This is a genomic window from Kitasatospora acidiphila, assembly GCF_006636205.1.
Lineage (GTDB): Bacteria > Actinomycetota > Actinomycetes > Streptomycetales > Streptomycetaceae > Kitasatospora > Kitasatospora acidiphila.
The window spans coordinates 5,918,139-5,935,341 of record NZ_VIGB01000003.1; the positions used below are offsets into that span (position 1 = coordinate 5,918,139).

Annotated in this window: 11 protein-coding genes and 1 pseudogene; 9 read left to right on the top strand and 3 right to left on the bottom strand. The window is 70.2% G+C overall.

The window, feature by feature from the left end:
* Positions 1 to 33: 33 nt before the first annotated feature.
* The 6 genes and pseudogenes from argF to E6W39_RS28040 all read left to right on the top strand — a co-directional run bounded on the left by argF (position 34) and on the right by E6W39_RS28040 (position 8,518).
* Entirely contained in the window at positions 34 to 1,035 is a 1,002-nt protein-coding gene (gene argF, locus E6W39_RS28015; protein WP_141635858.1) for an ornithine carbamoyltransferase, read from the top strand.
* Between the two features lie 280 nt (positions 1,036 to 1,315).
* A complete protein-coding gene (gene acnA, locus E6W39_RS28020) occupies positions 1,316 to 3,961 on the top strand; it encodes an aconitate hydratase AcnA (RefSeq protein ID WP_141635859.1) in 2,646 nt (881 codons plus the stop codon).
* A gap of 73 nt (positions 3,962 to 4,034) precedes the next feature.
* The gene (locus E6W39_RS28025) at positions 4,035 to 4,730 is read left to right on the top strand and encodes a maleylpyruvate isomerase family mycothiol-dependent enzyme (protein WP_141635860.1); all 696 of its coding nucleotides are present in this window, start codon (positions 4,035 to 4,037) and stop codon (positions 4,728 to 4,730) included.
* Positions 4,731 to 5,100: 370 nt separating this feature from the next.
* Positions 5,101 to 6,498: an N-acetylglucosamine/diacetylchitobiose ABC transporter substrate-binding protein gene (gene ngcE / locus E6W39_RS28030; RefSeq protein ID WP_141635861.1), complete on the top strand. Its 1,398-nt coding sequence runs from the start codon at positions 5,101 to 5,103 to the stop codon at positions 6,496 to 6,498.
* 126 nt (positions 6,499 to 6,624) lie between these two features.
* Positions 6,625 to 7,556 (top strand): annotated as a pseudogene (locus tag E6W39_RS28035) (carbohydrate ABC transporter permease).
* Between the two features lie 14 nt (positions 7,557 to 7,570).
* Positions 7,571 to 8,518 carry a carbohydrate ABC transporter permease gene (locus E6W39_RS28040; RefSeq protein WP_141635862.1) on the top strand — a complete coding sequence of 316 codons (948 nt, stop codon included), beginning with the start codon at positions 7,571 to 7,573 and terminating at the stop codon, positions 8,516 to 8,518.
* Positions 8,519 to 8,587: 69 nt separating this feature from the next.
* Here E6W39_RS28040 and pepN read toward each other — a convergent pair whose 3' ends face one another.
* Together pepN and E6W39_RS28050 are read right to left on the bottom strand one after the other, a co-directional pair.
* A complete protein-coding gene (pepN, locus tag E6W39_RS28045) occupies positions 8,588 to 11,158 on the bottom strand; it encodes an aminopeptidase N (RefSeq protein ID WP_141635863.1) in 2,571 nt (856 codons plus the stop codon).
* A gap of 79 nt (positions 11,159 to 11,237) precedes the next feature.
* Complete coding sequence (locus E6W39_RS28050) at positions 11,238 to 12,629, bottom strand: amino acid permease (RefSeq protein ID WP_141635864.1); 1,392 nt, start codon at positions 12,627 to 12,629, stop codon at positions 11,238 to 11,240.
* Between the two features lie 253 nt (positions 12,630 to 12,882).
* Between E6W39_RS28050 and E6W39_RS28055 the strand changes: the two genes are divergently transcribed.
* Positions 12,883 to 13,485, top strand: coding sequence for a biotin transporter BioY (locus E6W39_RS28055; protein ID WP_141635865.1), 603 nt, complete (start codon positions 12,883 to 12,885; stop codon positions 13,483 to 13,485).
* Positions 13,486 to 13,545: 60 nt separating this feature from the next.
* The gene (locus E6W39_RS28060; RefSeq protein WP_141635866.1) at positions 13,546 to 14,034 is read left to right on the top strand and encodes a ribose-5-phosphate isomerase; all 489 of its coding nucleotides are present in this window, start codon (positions 13,546 to 13,548) and stop codon (positions 14,032 to 14,034) included.
* A 50-nt stretch (positions 14,035 to 14,084) separates the two neighbouring features.
* On the opposite strand, the gene E6W39_RS28065 is transcribed toward E6W39_RS28060, so the two are convergent.
* On the bottom strand, positions 14,085 to 15,374 hold the full coding sequence (locus tag E6W39_RS28065) for a GNAT family N-acetyltransferase (protein ID WP_141635867.1): 1,290 nt from the start codon (positions 15,372 to 15,374) through the stop codon (positions 14,085 to 14,087).
* A gap of 235 nt (positions 15,375 to 15,609) precedes the next feature.
* Between E6W39_RS28065 and E6W39_RS28070 the strand changes: the two genes are divergently transcribed.
* Positions 15,610 to 16,833, top strand: coding sequence for a PP2C family protein-serine/threonine phosphatase (locus E6W39_RS28070; protein WP_141635868.1), 1,224 nt, complete (start codon positions 15,610 to 15,612; stop codon positions 16,831 to 16,833).
* Positions 16,834 to 17,203: the final 370 nt, after the last annotated feature.

The following is a 17,203-nucleotide window of genomic DNA, read 5'->3' on the forward strand; positions in this document are numbered from 1 at the left end:
GCCACGTTGATCCCGTCACCCCAGGAGCCCGGCATGGCCTTGAACCTCAGGAACCGGCATTTCCTCAAGGAGCTCGACTTCACGGCCGAGGAGTTCCGCTTCCTGCTGGAGTTGGCCGCCCAGCTCAAGGCCGCCAAGTACGCCGGCACCGAGCAGCCGCGGCTGCGGGGCAAGAGCATTGCGCTGGTCTTCGAGAAGACCTCAACCCGCACCAGGTGCGCCTTCGAGGTGGCCGCGCACGACCAGGGCGCGGGCACGACCTATCTTGACCCGTCAGCGTCGCAGATCGGGCACAAGGAGTCGGTGAAGGACACTGCCCGGGTGCTCGGCCGGATGTACGACGGCATCCAGTACCGCGGCCACGGCCAGTCGGTGATCGAGGAGCTGGCCGAGCACGCCGGGGTGCCGGTGTGGAACGGGCTCACCGACGAGTGGCACCCCACCCAGATGCTCGCCGACATGCTGACCGTCCAGGAGCACAGCGACAAGCCGCTGTCCGAGGTCACCCTGGCCTACCTCGGCGATGCCCGGTACAACATGGGCAACTCGCTGCTGATCACCGGCGCCCTGCTGGGCCTGGACCTGCGGATCGTCGCCCCCGCCCAGTACTGGCCCGCCGCGGAGATCCGCACCTGCGCCGAGCAGCTGGCGCAGGCCAGCGGTGCGCGGATCACCCTGACCGAGGACGTCGCCGCGGGCGTGGCCGGCGCCGACTTCCTCTACACCGACGTCTGGGTCTCGATGGGCGAGCCCAAGGAGGTCTGGGCCGAGCGGATCGCCGAGCTCAAGCCCTACCAGGTCTCCATGGACACCGTTCGCGCCACCGGCAACCCCCGGGCGAAGTTCCTGCACTGTCTGCCGGCCTTCCACGACCTGGGCACCACGGTGGCCCGGCAGCTCTACGAGGCCACCGGGATGGCCGAGTTGGAGTGCACCGACGAGCTCTTCGAGTCCGAGCACTCGATCGTCTTCGACCAGGCCGAGAACCGGCTGCACACCATCAAGGCGATCCTGGTCGCGACCCTCGGCGGCTGAGCCGCGTTCGGGCACCCCGACGGCGATCCGGGGGCGGTACCCGCTGCACGGCGGAGCGGTTGCGGCGCGGGCGAGTTCGCCGACTCGGCGGGGCGCGCCGGAGGGGTGCCGACGTCACTCTCAGTCGGTGCATGCACTATGGTTTATCTCGACATCGAGATAACTCGAGGCTATGATTTATCTCGACATCAAGATACTTGCCGAGAGGCGATCCCCGGGCTTCCTCGTGTGGTCCCCCGGACCCCCACGTGCTGCACGAAGTACCTAGAAGGAGTCAGTCGTGTCCGCGAACAGCTTCGACGCCCGCAGCTCGCTGCAGGTGGGCGACGAGTCGTACGAGATCTTCAAGCTCTCCGCCGTCGAGGGTTCCGAGCGGCTGCCGTACAGCCTCAAGGTGCTGCTGGAGAACCTGCTCCGCACCGAGGACGGCGCCAACATCACCGCCGACCACATCCGGGCTCTCGGCGGCTGGGACCCGAACGCCGCGCCGAGCCAGGAGATCCAGTTCACGCCGGCCCGCGTGATCATGCAGGACTTCACCGGCGTGCCCTGCGTGGTGGACCTCGCCACCATGCGTGAGGCGGTCAAGGAGCTGGGCGGCGACCCGGCCAAGATCAACCCGCTGGCCCCGGCCGAGCTGGTCATCGACCACTCGGTGATCGCCGACAAGTTCGGCACCAAGGACGCGTTCACCCAGAACGTCGAGATCGAGTACGGCCGCAACAAGGAGCGCTACCAGTTCCTGCGCTGGGGCCAGACGGCCTTCGACGAGTTCAAGGTGGTCCCGCCCGGCACCGGCATCGTGCACCAGGTGAACATCGAGCACCTGGCCCGCACCATCATGGTCCGCGGCGGCCAGGCCTACCCCGACACCTGCGTCGGCACCGACTCGCACACCACGATGGTCAACGGCCTCGGTGTGCTCGGCTGGGGCGTCGGCGGCATCGAGGCCGAGGCCGCGATGCTCGGCCAGCCGGTGTCGATGCTGATCCCGCGGGTGGTCGGCTTCAAGCTGAACGGCCAGCTGCCGGCCGGTGCCACCGCCACCGACCTGGTGCTCACCATCACCGAGATGCTCCGCAAGCACGGTGTGGTCGGCAAGTTCGTCGAGTTCTACGGTGCCGGCGTCAGCGCCATCCCGCTGGCCAACCGCGCCACCATCGGCAACATGTCGCCGGAGTTCGGCTCGACCTGCGCGATCTTCCCGATCGACAACGAGACCATCAACTACCTGAAGCTCACCGGCCGTGACGAGCAGCAGCTCGCCCTGGTCGAGGCGTACGCCAAGGAGCAGGGCCTCTGGCACGACGCGGCCAAGGAGCCGGTCTACTCCGAGTACCTGGAGCTGGACCTGGCCACCGTGGTCCCGTCGATCGCCGGCCCGAAGCGCCCGCAGGACCGCGTGGTGCTGGCCGAGGCCGCCGCCAAGTTCGCCGAGGCGCTGCCGACCTACTCCGCCGAGGCCTCCAAGCCGACCACCGTCACCGCCCCCGACGGTTCGTCGTACCAGATCGACAACGGCGCCGTGGTGATCGCCTCGATCACCTCCTGCACCAACACCTCCAACCCCTCCGTCATGCTGGGCGCCGCCCTGCTGGCGAAGAAGGCCGTGGAGAAGGGCCTGCAGGTCAAGCCGTGGGTCAAGACCACCCTGGCCCCCGGGTCCAAGGTCGTCATGGGCTACTACGAGAAGGCCGGCCTGCTCCCGTACATGGAGAAGCTGGGCTTCAACCTGGTCGGCTACGGCTGCGTGACCTGCATCGGCAACTCGGGCCCGCTGCCCGAGGAGGTCTCCGCCGCGGTCAACGAGGCCGACCTCGCCGTGGTGTCGGTGCTCTCCGGCAACCGCAACTTCGAGGGCCGGATCAACCCGGACGTCAAGATGAACTACCTGGCCTCCCCGCCGCTGGTGGTCGCCTACGCCCTGGCCGGCAACATGAACGTCGACATCACCCGCGACGCGCTGGGCCAGGACGCCGACGGCAACGACGTCTTCCTCGCCGACATCTGGCCGACCGAGCAGGAGGTGGCCGACGTCGTCGCCCACTCCATCGACCAGGACATGTTCACCCGGGACTACGCGGACGTCTTCGCCGGCGACCACCGCTGGCAGTCGCTCCCGGTCCCGACCGGCAACACCTTCGAGTGGGACGCCGAGTCCACCTACGTCCGCAAGCCCCCGTACTTCGAGGGCATGGCCAAGACCCCGAGCCCGGTGCAGGACATCGCCGGCGCCCGGGTGCTGGCCAAGCTGGGCGACTCGGTCACCACCGACCACATCTCCCCGGCGGGCAACATCAAGGCCGGCACCCCGGCCGCGCAGTACCTGACCGAGCACGGTGTGGAGAAGCGCGACTTCAACTCGTACGGCTCGCGCCGTGGCAACCACGAGGTGATGATCCGCGGCACCTTCGCCAACATCCGCCTGCGCAACCAGATCGCGCCGGGCACCGAGGGCGGCTACACCCGCGACTTCACCCAGGCCGAGGGCCCGGTGTCGTTCATCTACGACGCCTCGCAGAACTACCAGGCCGCCGGCATCCCGCTGGTCGTCCTGGCCGGCAAGGAGTACGGCTCCGGCTCGTCCCGCGACTGGGCGGCCAAGGGCACCGCGCTGCTCGGCGTCAAGGCCGTCATCGCCGAGTCCTACGAGCGCATCCACCGCTCCAACCTGATCGGCATGGGCGTGCTGCCGCTGCAGTTCCCCGAGGGCCAGAGCGCCGACAGCCTGGGCCTGACCGGCGAGGAGACCTTCTCCATCACCGGCGTGACCGAGCTGAACGAGGGCCGCACCCCGAAGACCGTCAAGGTCAAGGCGGGCGACGTCGAGTTCGACGCGGTGGTGCGCATCGACACCCCCGGTGAGGCGGACTACTACCGCAACGGCGGCATCCTGCAGTACGTGCTGCGCAGCCTGATCGGCTGAGCAGGCACCCCGTAGTACCCGCGGACCGCGCTCTCCCCAGGTGGGGGAGCGCGGTCTGTGCTATTCCGGACATATGGACGCCAGTTCCGAGGACCTCTGGCCGGTGATCCACGTCGAGCGGCGCGCGCTGCTCGAGGACGTGCGGCAGCTGGCCCCCGCGCAGTGGACGGTGATGTCGCTCTGCGCGGGCCGCACGGTGCGCGACGTGCTGGCGCACCTGGCCGCCACCGCCCGGATGACGCAGGCCGACTTCGTGCGCAAGGCGGTCAAGGCGCGGTTCAACTTCCGGCGGATGACCGACCGGGACATCCATGAGTTCACCCGGGGTCGCCCGTCCGCCACGGTGAAGGCGTTCGAGATGCTGGTCGACTCGGTGGAGCACCCGCGCGGACCGGACGCGACCTGGCTCGGCGAGACGGTGGTGCACGCCGAGGACATCCGGCGCCCGCTGGGCATCGCCCATGAGTACCCGATGGCGGCGCTGACCACCTGCGCCGACTTCTACCGCCGCTCCAACTTCCTGATCGGCGGCAAGAAGCGGGTGGCGGGCCTGAAGCTGACCGCGACCGACACCGACTGGTCGGCGGGCGAGGGGCCCGAGGTGCGCGGACCGATGCTGGACCTGCTGCTTGTGATCACCGGGCGCCCGGCCGGGCTGGCCGCGCTCAGCGGCGACGGGGTCGAGATCGTCACCGAGCGGATGCCCTCCCAGGAAGTCGCAGGTGACCGCCCGCACCGCCGGGGTATGCCCAAAGGCATCCAGGTCTGAGCGGCCCTGGTCGTAGTCTGCACGAAACTGCGCATTTCTATGTTCACTCAAGCAGTACCGCGCTAACCTCCCTCTCCGCGGGCATGATTCAGCTGGCCGACTGAAATATGCAGGCTTCCTGAACATTGCACATGCTGCACCGCCGGCAACGCTTTGAGTGCCAGAAGGTGCTGCCGGTGGGGAGACTATTGCCGCCGGATGAACACTGGACTATACCTTTGCCCATCGACCGCACCCCCTCTGACCGGCGCCGTTGGCAATGGCCAACATGTCGATGAGGGACGGGAGTTGATTGGCCATCAGATGACGGTTTCGGGGCGGACATCGGTTCACCTCCGCATCACCAGGACACTGAGGGGTTAGGGCACCCATGGGCTCTGCAACTGAGTACAACCGCCGCGACGTCTTCAAGCGCGCGGCCGCGGCCACCGTCCTTGCGGCCGGCAGCAGTTCGCTGCTCGCCGCATGTGCTGCCGGGGGTGGCGGCAGCAGCGACAACAAGGGCACCGCGCCGAGCGGCAGCGGCAGCGCGACCAACCCGTTCGGGGTCAAGTCGAGCGACCCGCTGGACGTCGTGATCTTCAAGGGCGGCTACGGCGACGACTACGCCAGGGCCTTCGAGGACATGTACAAGAAGAACTACAGCGGCGCCAGCGTCAGCCACCTGGGTACCCAGGACATCAGCCCCAAGCTGCAGCCCCGGTTCAACGCGGGCAACCCGCCGGACGTGGTCGACGACTCGGGCGCCCAGGCGATGCGGCTCGACGTGCTGGAGAAGGCCGGCCAGCTGACCGACCTGACCGTGCTGCTGGACGCGCCGTACCTGGACAACCCGAGCCAGAAGATCCGCGATGTGCTGCTGCCCGGCACCATCGACCAGGGCACCATCGACGGCAAGATGTACTCGCTCAACTACGTCTACACGGTCTACGGCCTCTGGTACTCCAACAAGCTGTTCAAGGACAAGGGCTGGACCCCGCCCAAGACCTGGGACGACTTCCTCACGCTCTGCGCCACCATCAAGGCGTCCGGCATCGCGCCCTTCTGCCACCAGGGCAAGTACCCGTACTACGCCAACTACCTGATCATGGACCTGGTCGCCAAGCAGGCCGGCCCGGACCTGGTGAAGCGGATCGACGCGCTGGACCCGACCGCGTTCGACGACCCGGCGGTGCTGGCCGGCGTCTCCGCGTTCTTCCAGATCATGCAGAAGGACTACCTGCTCCCGGGCACCAACGGCATGACCCACACCGAGTCGCAGACCGCATGGTGCCAGGGCAAGGCCGCGTTCATCCCGTGCGGCTCCTGGCTGGAGAACGAGATGATCAAGGTCACCCCGGCCGACTTCGACATGGCGTTCCTGCCGGTCCCCTCGCTCGCGGGTGACAAGATGCCGCAGAACGCCGTGCGGGCCGGCGCCGGTGAGCCGTTCATCGTGCCGGCGAAGGCGAAGAACCAGGTCGGCGGCCTGGAGTTCCTGCGGATCATGCTGACCAAGGAGGGCTCCGGCAAGTTCGCCGCCGCGGCCAACTCGCTGACCGTGCTGAAGGACGGCATCGGTCCCGACGTGGTGCTCAAGCCCGGCACCAAGTCCTCCGCACAGGCGGTCAGCGCGGCCGGCAGCAACACCTTCAACTACACCTACGCGGACCTGCAGACGGCGTTCGAGACCGAGATGGAGAACGCCACCACCGACCTGGTCAACAGCCGGATCACCCCGCAGCAGTGGGTGGCCCGGTGCAAGGCCGCCACGTCCAAGAAGGTCTGACCGCAGTCGAGTTGAAGGCAGGCGGGACGCCGGGACCGGCCGCACGGCCCCGGCGCCTGGCCGCGAACCGGTTGCCACGCCCTACCGAGCCGCTCTGGCACAGGCCGTGGCGGACAGGAGCAGTTGATGCGTCACCGGAAGTACCCCTTCATCGTGGGGTTCCTCATCGTCCCCGTCGCGCTCTACGTACTACTGGTCATCTGGCCGTATCTGCAGACCTTCGGGTACTCCCTGACCGACTGGTCCGGGGCCTCGCAGCAGATGAACTTCATCGGACTGCGCAACTACGCCACGCTGTTCAGCGACAACGTCTTCGTCCTGGCGCTGGAGCACAACCTGCTGCTGCTGGTGGTGCTGCCGCTCGCCACCATCCTGCTGGCGCTGTTCTTCGCCTTCATGCTCAACGTCGGCGGCCGGGGCGGCACCGGGGGCGTGCAGGGGGTGCGCGGGGCCGGCTTCTACAAGGTGGTCTTCTTCTTCCCGCAGGTGCTGTCGGTCGCCATCCTCTCGGTGCTCTTCCAGGGCGTCTACCGCACCGACCAGGGCGGCCTGTTGAACGGTGTGCTGGTCAAGCTGGGCGTGGAGGACCCGAACAGGCCCTGGCAGTGGCTCTCCGACCCCAACCTCGGCCTGTGGTGCGTGATCGGGGTGCTGATCTGGTCCGGCGTCGGCTTCTACCTGGTGCTGTTCTCCGCCGCCATGCAGTCGGTGCCCAAGGACATCTACGAGGCCGCGCTGCTGGACGGTGCCAAGCGCGGGCAGACCTTCTTCAAGATCACCCTGCCGCTGCTCTGGGAGACCATCCAGACCGCCTGGGTGTACCTGGCGATCGCGGCCATGGACTGCTTCGCGCTGGTCTCCACCATGACCCGGGCAAGTTCTACGGCGGCGGCCCGGACTACCACAGCGAGGTCCTGTCGACCCTGCTGATGCGCAACTTCATCACCTACGGCAAGGCGGGCTACGCCTGCGCCATGGGTGTGGTGATCTTCTTCCTCACCCTCATCCTGTCCGTCGTCGCGCTCCGGGTGACCCGGCGCGAGAAGATCGAGTTCTGAGCGGGGCACGGCACATGACCATCCACTCCGACGTGACCGGCACCGTTCCGGCCCAGCGCGGCACCGACCAGCCGCGCCGACCGAGCCAGGCGCAGCGTTTCGCGGACGGCGGCGGCGTCCTCAACGTCTTCTCGCACGGCTTCCTGGCCGTCTGGGCGCTGATGATCATCGGTCCGCTGGTCTGGATCGTGCTCGGCTCCTTCAAGACCAACGCCCAGATCGGCGGCAGCGCCTGGACCTGGCCCGGCAGCTGGCACTTCGACGCGTTCGCCCGGGCCTGGGACAAGGGCATCGGCGGCTTCTTCGCCAACACCGTGATCGTGCTGGTCGGTTCGCTCGCCCTGACGATGCTGCTCGGCGCGATGGCGGCCTATGTGCTGGCCCGCTACGAGTTCCCCGGCAACCGCGTCATCTACTACTTCTTCGTGGCCGGCGCGATGTTTCCGGTCTACCTCGCGCTGGTGCCGCTGTTCTTCATGGTGAAGAACCTCGGCCAGATCAGCCCGCTGCTCGGCCTCAACAGCTACCTCGGCCTCATCCTGGTCTACACGGCCTACTCACTGCCGTTCACCGTGTTCTTCCTCTACGCCTTCTTCCGCTCGCTGCCGACCGCGGTGCACGAGGCGGCGATGATCGACGGCTGTTCGCACACCCGGGCGTTCTTCCAGGTGATGGTGCCGATGGCCAAGTCCGGTCTGATCAGCGTCTTCATCTTCAATGTGCTCGGGCAGTGGAACCAGTACCTGCTGCCGGTCACCCTGATGCAGCAGCAGAACAGCTCCGACCCGGACCACTCGATGCTCGCCCAGGGTCTGATGAACCTGGCCCTGCAGAGCGGCTACGCCAGCGACTTCCCCGGCCTTTTCGCCGGCATGACCATCGCCATGCTGCCCGTGCTGGTGGTCTACCTGTCCTTCCAGCGGCAGGTGCAAGCCGGGCTCACCTCGGCCACGCTCAAGTAGCCGGGGCACCGGCAGAGGCCGAAGCGCCTCTACCCGCCGCGGGTGGAGGCGCTTCGACGTCAGCGAGGATCAGCCGCGGTCGGCCGCCTGCGCCCGCAGCGCCCGGGCCAGCTCGTCCCGGCACTCCAGCACCAGGCGGCGCAGCGCCGGCGCGGCCTGCTGGTGCTCCGTCAGCCATGCGTCGGTCGCGGCCAGCGTGGCCTCGTCGGTCTGCAGCCGCGGGAAGAACCCGCCGACGAACCGGATCGCGATCTCGATGCTGCGCTCGGCCCAGATGGACTCCAGCAGCTCGAAGTAGCGCGCGGTGTAAGGCGCGGTCAGCTCGCGCTGCCCGGCCTGCTGGAAGCCGGCGGTCTGCGCGCCCACCATGGCGTTGGGCAGCTGGTCCGAGTCGGCCACCGCCGACCAGGCCGCCGCCTTGGCCGCCGCGGTCGGCCGGGCGGCCAGCGCCTGGGTGGCCTTCTGGCTGCCGCTGGCGGTGTGGTCCCGCTTCAGCTCGGCATCCAGCTGCTCCACCGTGGCCCGACCGGCGGCGGCCAGCGCGATCCACAGCGACCAGCGCAGGTCCTGGTCCACCTCCAGGCCGTCGATCCGGGCGGTGCCGGCGAGCAGCCCCTCCAGCAGCTGGAACTCCGCCTCGCCCTGCGCGGTGGCGGCCAGGAACCGCGCCCAGGCCAGCTGCTGGTCGCTGCCCGGGGCCGCGGCGCGCAGCTCGCGCAGCGCGCTCTCGGCCAGCAGCCGGCCGCCCTCGGCCCGGTAGCCGGGGTCGGCGAAGACGTCCAGGGCGCTCCTGGCCTGGGCGTGCAGGGTCTGCAGCACGCCGATGTCCGACTCCGAACCGGCGAACCGCACCACCAGGTCGAGGTAGTCGCGGGCCGGCAGCAGCCCGTCCCGGGTCATGTTCCAGCAGGCGGACCAGGCCAGCGCCCGGGCCAGGGGTTCGCGGATGTCGCCGAGCGAGGTGCGCAGGGTGGCCAGCGAGTCGGCGTCGAAGCGGATCTTGCAGTACGTCAGGTCGTCGTCGTTGACCAGGATCAGCGCCGGGCGCGGGCGGCCGGCGGCCTCGGCGACCGCGCTGCGGGCCCCGGTGACGTCCAGTTCGAAGCGGGCGGTGCGTACCAGGGCGCCGTCCGCCTCGCGGTCGTACAGGCCGACCGCGATCCGGTGCGGGCGCAACACCTCGCCGCCCTGCTCGATCGCCAGTTCGGTGATCCGGCCCTCGGCGTCCACCGTGACCTGCGGGGTCAGCGAGTTGACGCCGGCGGTCTGCAGCCACGCCGCCGACCACTCGGCCATCGCCTGCTCACCGCGCCCGGAGGTGACGGCCAGCACCTCCAGCAGGTCGCCGAGCACGGTGTTGCCGAAGGCGTGCTGCTGGAAGTAGCGGCGGGCGCCCTCGAAGAAGGCGTCCCGGCCCGCGTAGGCCACCAGCTGCTTGAGCACCGCGGCGCCCTTGGCGTAGGTGATCCCGTCGAAGTTGAGCTTGGCGTCCTCGACGTCGCGGATGTCGGCGGTGATCGGGTGGGTGGTCGGGTACTGGTCCTGCCGGTACGCCCAGGCCTTGCGCTGGTTGGCGAAGGTCACCCAGGCGGCCTGGTACTTGGTGGCCTCCTGCTGCCCGAACGAGCCCATGAAGTCGGCGAACGACTCCTTGAGCCACAGGTCGTCCCACCACTTCATGGTGACCAGGTCGCCGAACCACATGTGCGCCATCTCGTGCAGGACGACGTTGGCCCGGTTCTCGTAGGCGGCCTCGGTGACCCGGGAGCGGAAGACGAAGTCCTCCTTGAAGGTCACGCAGCCCGGGTTCTCCATCGCCCCGATGTTGTACTCCGGCACGAAGCACTGGTCGTACTTGCCGAACGGGTACGGGTACTGGAACTCCTCGTGGAAGAAGTCCAGGCCCTGCTTGGTGACTTCGAAGATCTCCTCGGCGTCGAAGTGCGGCGCCAGCGACCTGCGGCAGGTGGCGGCCAGCGGGATCTCCAGCGTGGAGCCGTCCGGCAGTTCGCGGCTCCAGTGGTCCCGGACCACGTGGTACGGGCCGGCCACCACGGCGGTCAGATAGGTGGAGATCGGCTTGGTCTCCAGGAACCGCCAGACCTTGGCGCCGTCCTGCTCGGTGACCGACTCCTCGGCCGCGTTGCTGTAGACGTCCCAGGCCGCCGGCGCGGTCACGGTGAACCGGTAGGGCGCCTTGAGGTCGGGCTGCTCGAAGTTGGCGAACACCCGGCGGGCCTCGGCCGGCTCGTAGTGGGTGTAGAGGTAGGTCTCCCCGTCGGCCGGGTCGGTGAAGCGGTGCAGGCCCTCACCGGTCCGGCTGTACGCGCAGTCGGCGTCCACCACCAGGACGTTCTCGGCCTCCAGCCCCTCCAACGCCACCCGGGCGCCGTCGAACACGGCGGCCGGGTCGAGTCGGCGCCCGTTGAGGGTGGCGGCCCGCATGCTCGGCGCCAGCAGGTCGGCGAAGCTGCCGGCGCCCGGCGTGGTGCAGCTGAAGCGGATGGTGGTGGTGGAGCGGAAGGTTGTGGCGTCGGCGTCCGGCGCGCTGGTCACATCGAGGTGGACCTCGTAACCGTGCACACTGAGGAGGCTCGCACGCTGCTGAGCTTCGTCGCGACTGAGGTTCTTGCCCGGCACTGCGGTACTCCTTTGTCCGACTCGCACGGTGCTGTGCAGAAGGTGTGGAGGAGCAGGTCCTGCCCCCTCCCGCATCTTTTCACGCGCTCCGGGCGCGCCGCTGGCGCCAGTATCCGACCGCGCTCAGGCCGGCCACCAGCACGCCGGCGGCGTAGAGCTGGTCGCGGTTGCCGGCCGTCGTCGTCATCAGGCCGAGCAGGGCGGTCACGCCGGCGATCGCCAGCCAGGTCAGGTACGGGTAGCCCCACATCTTCACGGTCAGCAGCTCGGGCGCCTCGCGCTCCAGGCGGCGGCGCATCCGCAGCTGGGCGACGCCGATGAAGAGCCAGACCACCAGGATGGCCACGCCGGTGGTGTTCATCAGCCAGGTGAACACGGTGTCGGGCCACCAGTAGCCGGCCAGCACGGCGCCGAAGCCGAAGCCGCAGGAGGCCAGCACCGCCAGGCGCGGCACGCCGCCGCTCACCTTCGCCAGCGCCTTGGGGCCCTGGCCGCGGGCGACCAGCGAGAAGGCCATCCGGGAGGAGCCGTAGATGTTGGCGTTCATCGCGCTCAGCAGGGCGATCAGGACGACGGCCTTCATGACGACGGCCGCGCCGGGGACGTTCAGCAGCTGGAGGACCGTCACGTACGGGCCCAGCTTGACCACGTCGGGGTTGTTCCACGGCACCAGGGTGACCACCAGCGCCATCGAGCCGATGTAGAAGAGGGCGATCCGCCAGACCGCCGTGCGCACCGCGTTGGCCACGTTTCGGCGCGGGTCGTCGGACTCCGCCGCCGCGATGGTCACGGTTTCCAGGCCGCCGTAGGCGAACACCGAGGCGAGCAGGCCGGTGATCAGGCCGCTCGCGCCGTGCGGCAGGAACCCGCCGTGCCCGGTCAGGTTGGCAGCACCCGGTGCGCCGTGGCCGATGACGCCGGTGACGCCCAGCACGCCGAGCACCAGGAAGGCGACGATCGCGGTGATCTTGACGGCCGCGAACCAGAACTCGAACTCGCCGAAGTTCTTCACCGCGGTCAGGTTGCTGGCGCAGAAGAACGTCATGAAGACCGCGACCCAGGCCCAGCCGGCCACGCCCGGGATCCAGGAGTTCATGATCGAGCCGGCCGCCGTGGCCTCCGCCGCGACGCCGCAGCAGAGCATCACCCAGTACATCCACCCGGCGGTCAGACCCGCCCAGGGGCCGATCTCACGCTCGGCGTGCACCGAGAAGGAGCCGGAGGCCGGCTGGGCGGCGGACATCTCGCCCAGCATCCGCATGACCAGCATGACCAGCAGGCCGGCCGCCGTGAAGGCCAGGATGATGCCGGGGCCGGCCGCCGCGATGCCCGCGCCCGAGCCCACGAAGAGGCCGGCGCCGATGACGCCGCCGAGGGCGATCATCGAAAGGTGACGCTGCTTCAGGCCGTGGCTCAGCTGCGGGGCGCCCGAGGCCGCGGGGGCCTTCGGCGGTGCGGTGACAGTGCTCATCGCGGGTTATCCAGACGCTCGAATAGCGGACGACCCGTCCCAATATGCGGGAGTGTCGACGGCATCGCGAAGCTCCGCCCAGGATCCGGACCACCACACTGCGGAGCGTAGGTGGCCGTGTCTGGATAGTGAAACGGCCGGTGTGAACCTCACAAGCGAAGGCGGCTCGGCTTTGTCGATAGTGGTATCGAAACTCAAGATCGGGAAGCGTAAGTTCACGAACGTTTACTTATTCAACCGTTTGGAGGCTCCGATGGCCCTTGCCGCCGCCCCGCTCACGTCCCGCCCGGTGCTGGCCGACCTGCTGCCCGCCGCCGACAGCTGGCTCGGCGCCGCACTGCGCGAGCTGGCCCTGGTCGGCGGCGGTGCCGCGCTCACCGGCCTGGCCGCGCAGCTCTCCGTCCCCGTCCCCGGCTCGCCGGTCCCCGTCACCGGGCAGACCTTCGCCGCGCTGCTGGTCGGCACCGCCCTCGGGGCCCGCCGGGGTGCCGCCGCGCTCGCCGTCTACCTGCTGGCCGGCGTGGCGGGCCTGCCGTGGTTCGCCGAGGGCAGCTCGGGCTGGGCGATGCCCTCCTTCGGCTACGTGCTGGGCTTCGTGCTGGCCGCCGCGCTCACCGGCCTGCTGGCCCGCCGCGGCGCCGACCGCGGCCCGGTGCGCACCGCCGGCGTGATGGTGCTCGGCAACCTGGCCATCTACGCGGTCGGCGTGCCCTACCTGGCCGCCTCGCTGCACCTCTCGCTCGCCAAGGCGGCCGACCTGGGCCTGTACCCGTACCTGGTGGGCGACGCGCTGAAGACGGCGGTCGCCATGGGCGCGCTGCCGCTGGCCTGGAAGCTGCTGGGGAAGCGGGCCTGACCTGACGTGGTGCCGGGGGCTTCGGCGGCACCGGGCCCCGGGCGTGCCAGACTCATGGCCATGCGCGTTTACCTGGGTTCCGACCACGCCGGATACGAACTGAAGAACCACCTCGTCGAGTGGCTGACCAAGGCCGGCCACGAGCCGATCGACTGCGGCCCGCACATCTACGACGCCGAGGACGACTACCCGCCGTTCTGCCTGCGGGCCGCCGAGCGCACCGCGGCCGACCCGGAGGCGCTGGGCATCGTGATCGGCGGCTCGGGCAACGGCGAGCAGATCGCCGCCAACAAGGTCAAGGGCGTGCGGGCCGCCCTCGCCTGGAGCGAGCAGACCGCCGCCCTCGGCCGCGAGCACAACAACGCCAATGTGATCAGCATCGGCGGCCGGATGCACACGGTCGAGGAGGCGACCAAGTTCGTCGAGATCTTCCTCGCCACCCCGTACAGCAACGAGCCCCGGCACACCCGCCGGATCGAGATGCTCAACGTCTACGAGGCCACCGGCGAGCTGCCCCCCATCCCGGCCCACCACCCGCAGCAGGGCTGAGGCACACCCGGGACCCTGGCTGCCAGAAGTCGAGTGGCAGCCAGGGCCTGTCAGAAGTTGTGCGGCAGCCAGGGCGCCACCGGCCAGCCGAACGCCGCCGAGGCCTCGGCCAGCGCCCCCGGGCGCAGCTCCCGGACCAGCCCGGCCGCCGCCAGCGCGGCCAGTGAGACGCCGCCCAGGTACGCCGAGCCCAGCTCGCGCACCGGGAGCGCCAGGTCGGCCGGCGCCTCCGTCGGCTCGCAGGCGGCCGGCTTCTCGGGCCCCGCGGCATGCAGGTGCCAGCGCCCGGTGTTCCACGGGCAGAACTCGTCCGCCACCTCCAGCACCAGGTCCACCGGCGCCGCGTAGTGCCGGGAGCGCAGCGCGTCGCCGACCTCCACCAGCCGCACGAAGAGCGCGTCCGACAGCTGCGAGCGCAGCCGCCGCGGGTCGGAGACCAGGTGCAGCAGCGGATCGTCGACCGGCAGGTTGGCCGCCACCACCGTGTCGGTCAGGTCCAGGTCCAGCAGGTAGGCCCAGAGCGCCGACCGCGCCTCGGGAGCGGACGCCAGCACCTCGCGCACCCGCACGTCGCCGGACGGCCCGGCGTGCCCCCAGCTCATCCGGGTCGAGTAGCGGGCGAAGCCGAGCAGGGTGCCGTCCGCGCCGTCCTCGGCCAGCACGCACTGCAGCGGGGTGTGGCCCTCCCGCTCGCTCGGCGGGTCCAGCAACGGCAGCCGCTCCCAGCCCGGGAGCCGGGCCAGCATCCCCGGGCGCCGCGGCACCAGCTCGCCGTAGAGCCGCTCGCAGGCCGGTGAGGCCGCCGCCGGGTCGGCCAGCCGCAGCCGGATCCGGCCGTCCTCGGGCCGCTCCACCCGGACCCTGGAGCGCTCCACCGTGACCCCGAGCTTCCAGGTGGCCAGGCCGTAGCCGTAGCGGCCGTAGATGGCCGGCTCGGAGGCGGTCAGCACCGCCAGCGACTCGCCGCGCTCGTGGACCTCGTCCAGCTGATGGCGCATCAGCGCGGTGAGCACCCCGCGCCGCCGGTGGGTGGGCAGCACCCCGACCATGGTCACCCCGGCGGCGGGCAGCAGCGCGCCGCCCGGTACCGCCATCCGGAACGAGTAGGCGCCGGCGCCGCCGACCGGCATGTCGCCGTCCCACACCCCCAGCGAGCGGTCGACCTCGGTCAGCGCCTGCCACAGGGCGCGGCGCTCCGGGCTCTCGTCCTCACCGAAGGCCACCTCCAGCGCGTCGTACCAGGCATCCCACTCGGCGGCCTTGAGCGTCCGCAGGGACAGCGCGTCATGGCCGGCAAGGGAACTGGCAGCCGAGGAGCGGGCTTCCGAGGACTGTGTCATATGACACAGCTATCACTCGTACACGCGTGCCGCGAGCCCTTCCGGTCGTGCGGCGCGCGGGCGCGGGCCCGCAACCCCCGGCGCGCCCGGGACCGCGGGCGCCCCAACTTGCCTCCCAAGGATGCCTGATGAGCCTTTGGCGGCCCGGTACGCCCGGCCGAAACCGTGCGCCCCGGCGGCGCTCAGGTGAACGGCCGTCGACGCGACCGGCTCCCGCTGGATAAGGTCGGGGCCCATGGCTGGCAGCACACCGGGCTCCAGGCCCCAGACGAGTGCGAACGGGGCGGCCCCCGCGGACCCCCTGACGGCCCGGTTGCGCAAGCGCCTCTACCGGGCCCGCCGCACCATGCGCCGGACCGGCGTGGACTACTTCCGCGGCGACGGCGCCGACTGGCTGGCCTTCACGGTGCTGCTGCTCCTGGTGCCGCTGCTGGTGACCCTCAACGTCTGGCTGCCGGCCTGGGTGCCGCCCACCGCGCTGGTGCTGCCGATCCTGGCCGGCGCGCTGCTGCTGCGCCCGGTCTCGCTCGTGCTGCTCTACGCCACCGCGGCGCTCGGCCTGTCCACCGAGTCGGTGATCCACACCGGTGAGCGGGCCGCCAGCGACCGCCCGGAGGCCTATGTCTTCGGGGTCACGCCCGGCGCCGCCCTGGTGGTCGGCGCGGTCGGGGTGGCCGGGCTGCTGCTCGCCCAGTTCCGCAGCCGCGTCGGGGTGCCCTGGCGCAGCGGCGGCTCGATGCTCTTCGACCTGCGCGAGCGGCTCAAGGTGCAGAGCAAGGTGCCCGACCTGCCGACCGGTTGGCACGCCGACATGTCGCTGCGCCCGGCCGGTGGCCAGTCCTTCTCCGGCGACTTCGTGGTGGCGGCCCGCACGGGGCCGGGGCGGCGGATGCTGGAAGTCGTGCTGGCCGACGTCTCGGGCAAGGGCATGGACGCCGGCTCCCGGGCGCTGCTGCTCTCCGGGGCCTTCGGCGGGCTGCTCGGCTCGCTGCCGCCGCACGACTTCCTGCCGGCGGCCAACGGCTACCTGCTGCGCCAGGACTGGGAGGAGGGCTTCGCCAGCGCCGTCCACCTGGCCCTGGACCTGGACACGGGGGAGTACGAGCTGCTCTCGGCCGGCCATCTGCCGGGCATGCAGCGCCTCGCCGGGGCCGGGCGCTGGGAGAGCAAGGAGGCCACCGAGGGTCCGCTGCTGGGCCTCTACGACGGGGCCAAGTTCGAAGGCGTGCGCGGCCGTCTGGGCCCCGGTGACGTGCTGATGCTCTGCACCGACGGGATGGTCGAGGCGCCGGGCCGGGATCTGGCCGAGGGCATGGACCGGCTGATGGGCGAGGCCGACCGGTTGGTGGCCGGCGGCCAGTTGGGGCAGCACAGCGGCGGTGCGGCGGGCCGGCTGATCGAGACGGTGGCCAAGGACATCAACGACGACCGCGCGGTGCTGCTGCTCTGGCGCCGCTGAGGCCCGCCCGCACCGAGCCCGTTGACGCTCAAGCGACTGCGCAAGTGAATGTCAATGGCCAGTGGTGATCTTCGGCCAATCTCCCCAGCGGTCACGAACCGGCGGTGGGTCTACGAACGGCCCGGTCGGGCACCCCCGGCCGACGGACCGTCAGGTTTCGTCGGCTATCGTCTCGGTCGGCGGAAACTCGTCCCACATCGCAGGACTTTTGGCACGCGTCACTGGCAAGTCCTTTACGCAGTCGGCACGGTCGACCACACTGAGTCCGGGCGGGACTGGCCGGAACTCGGGGGCGATCGGGTGTGCTTGGGGCCGACGGGTGCCGCCGCGGGGACCTTCGGGCAGGCCGTGGTCCGTTCCGCCACGACAT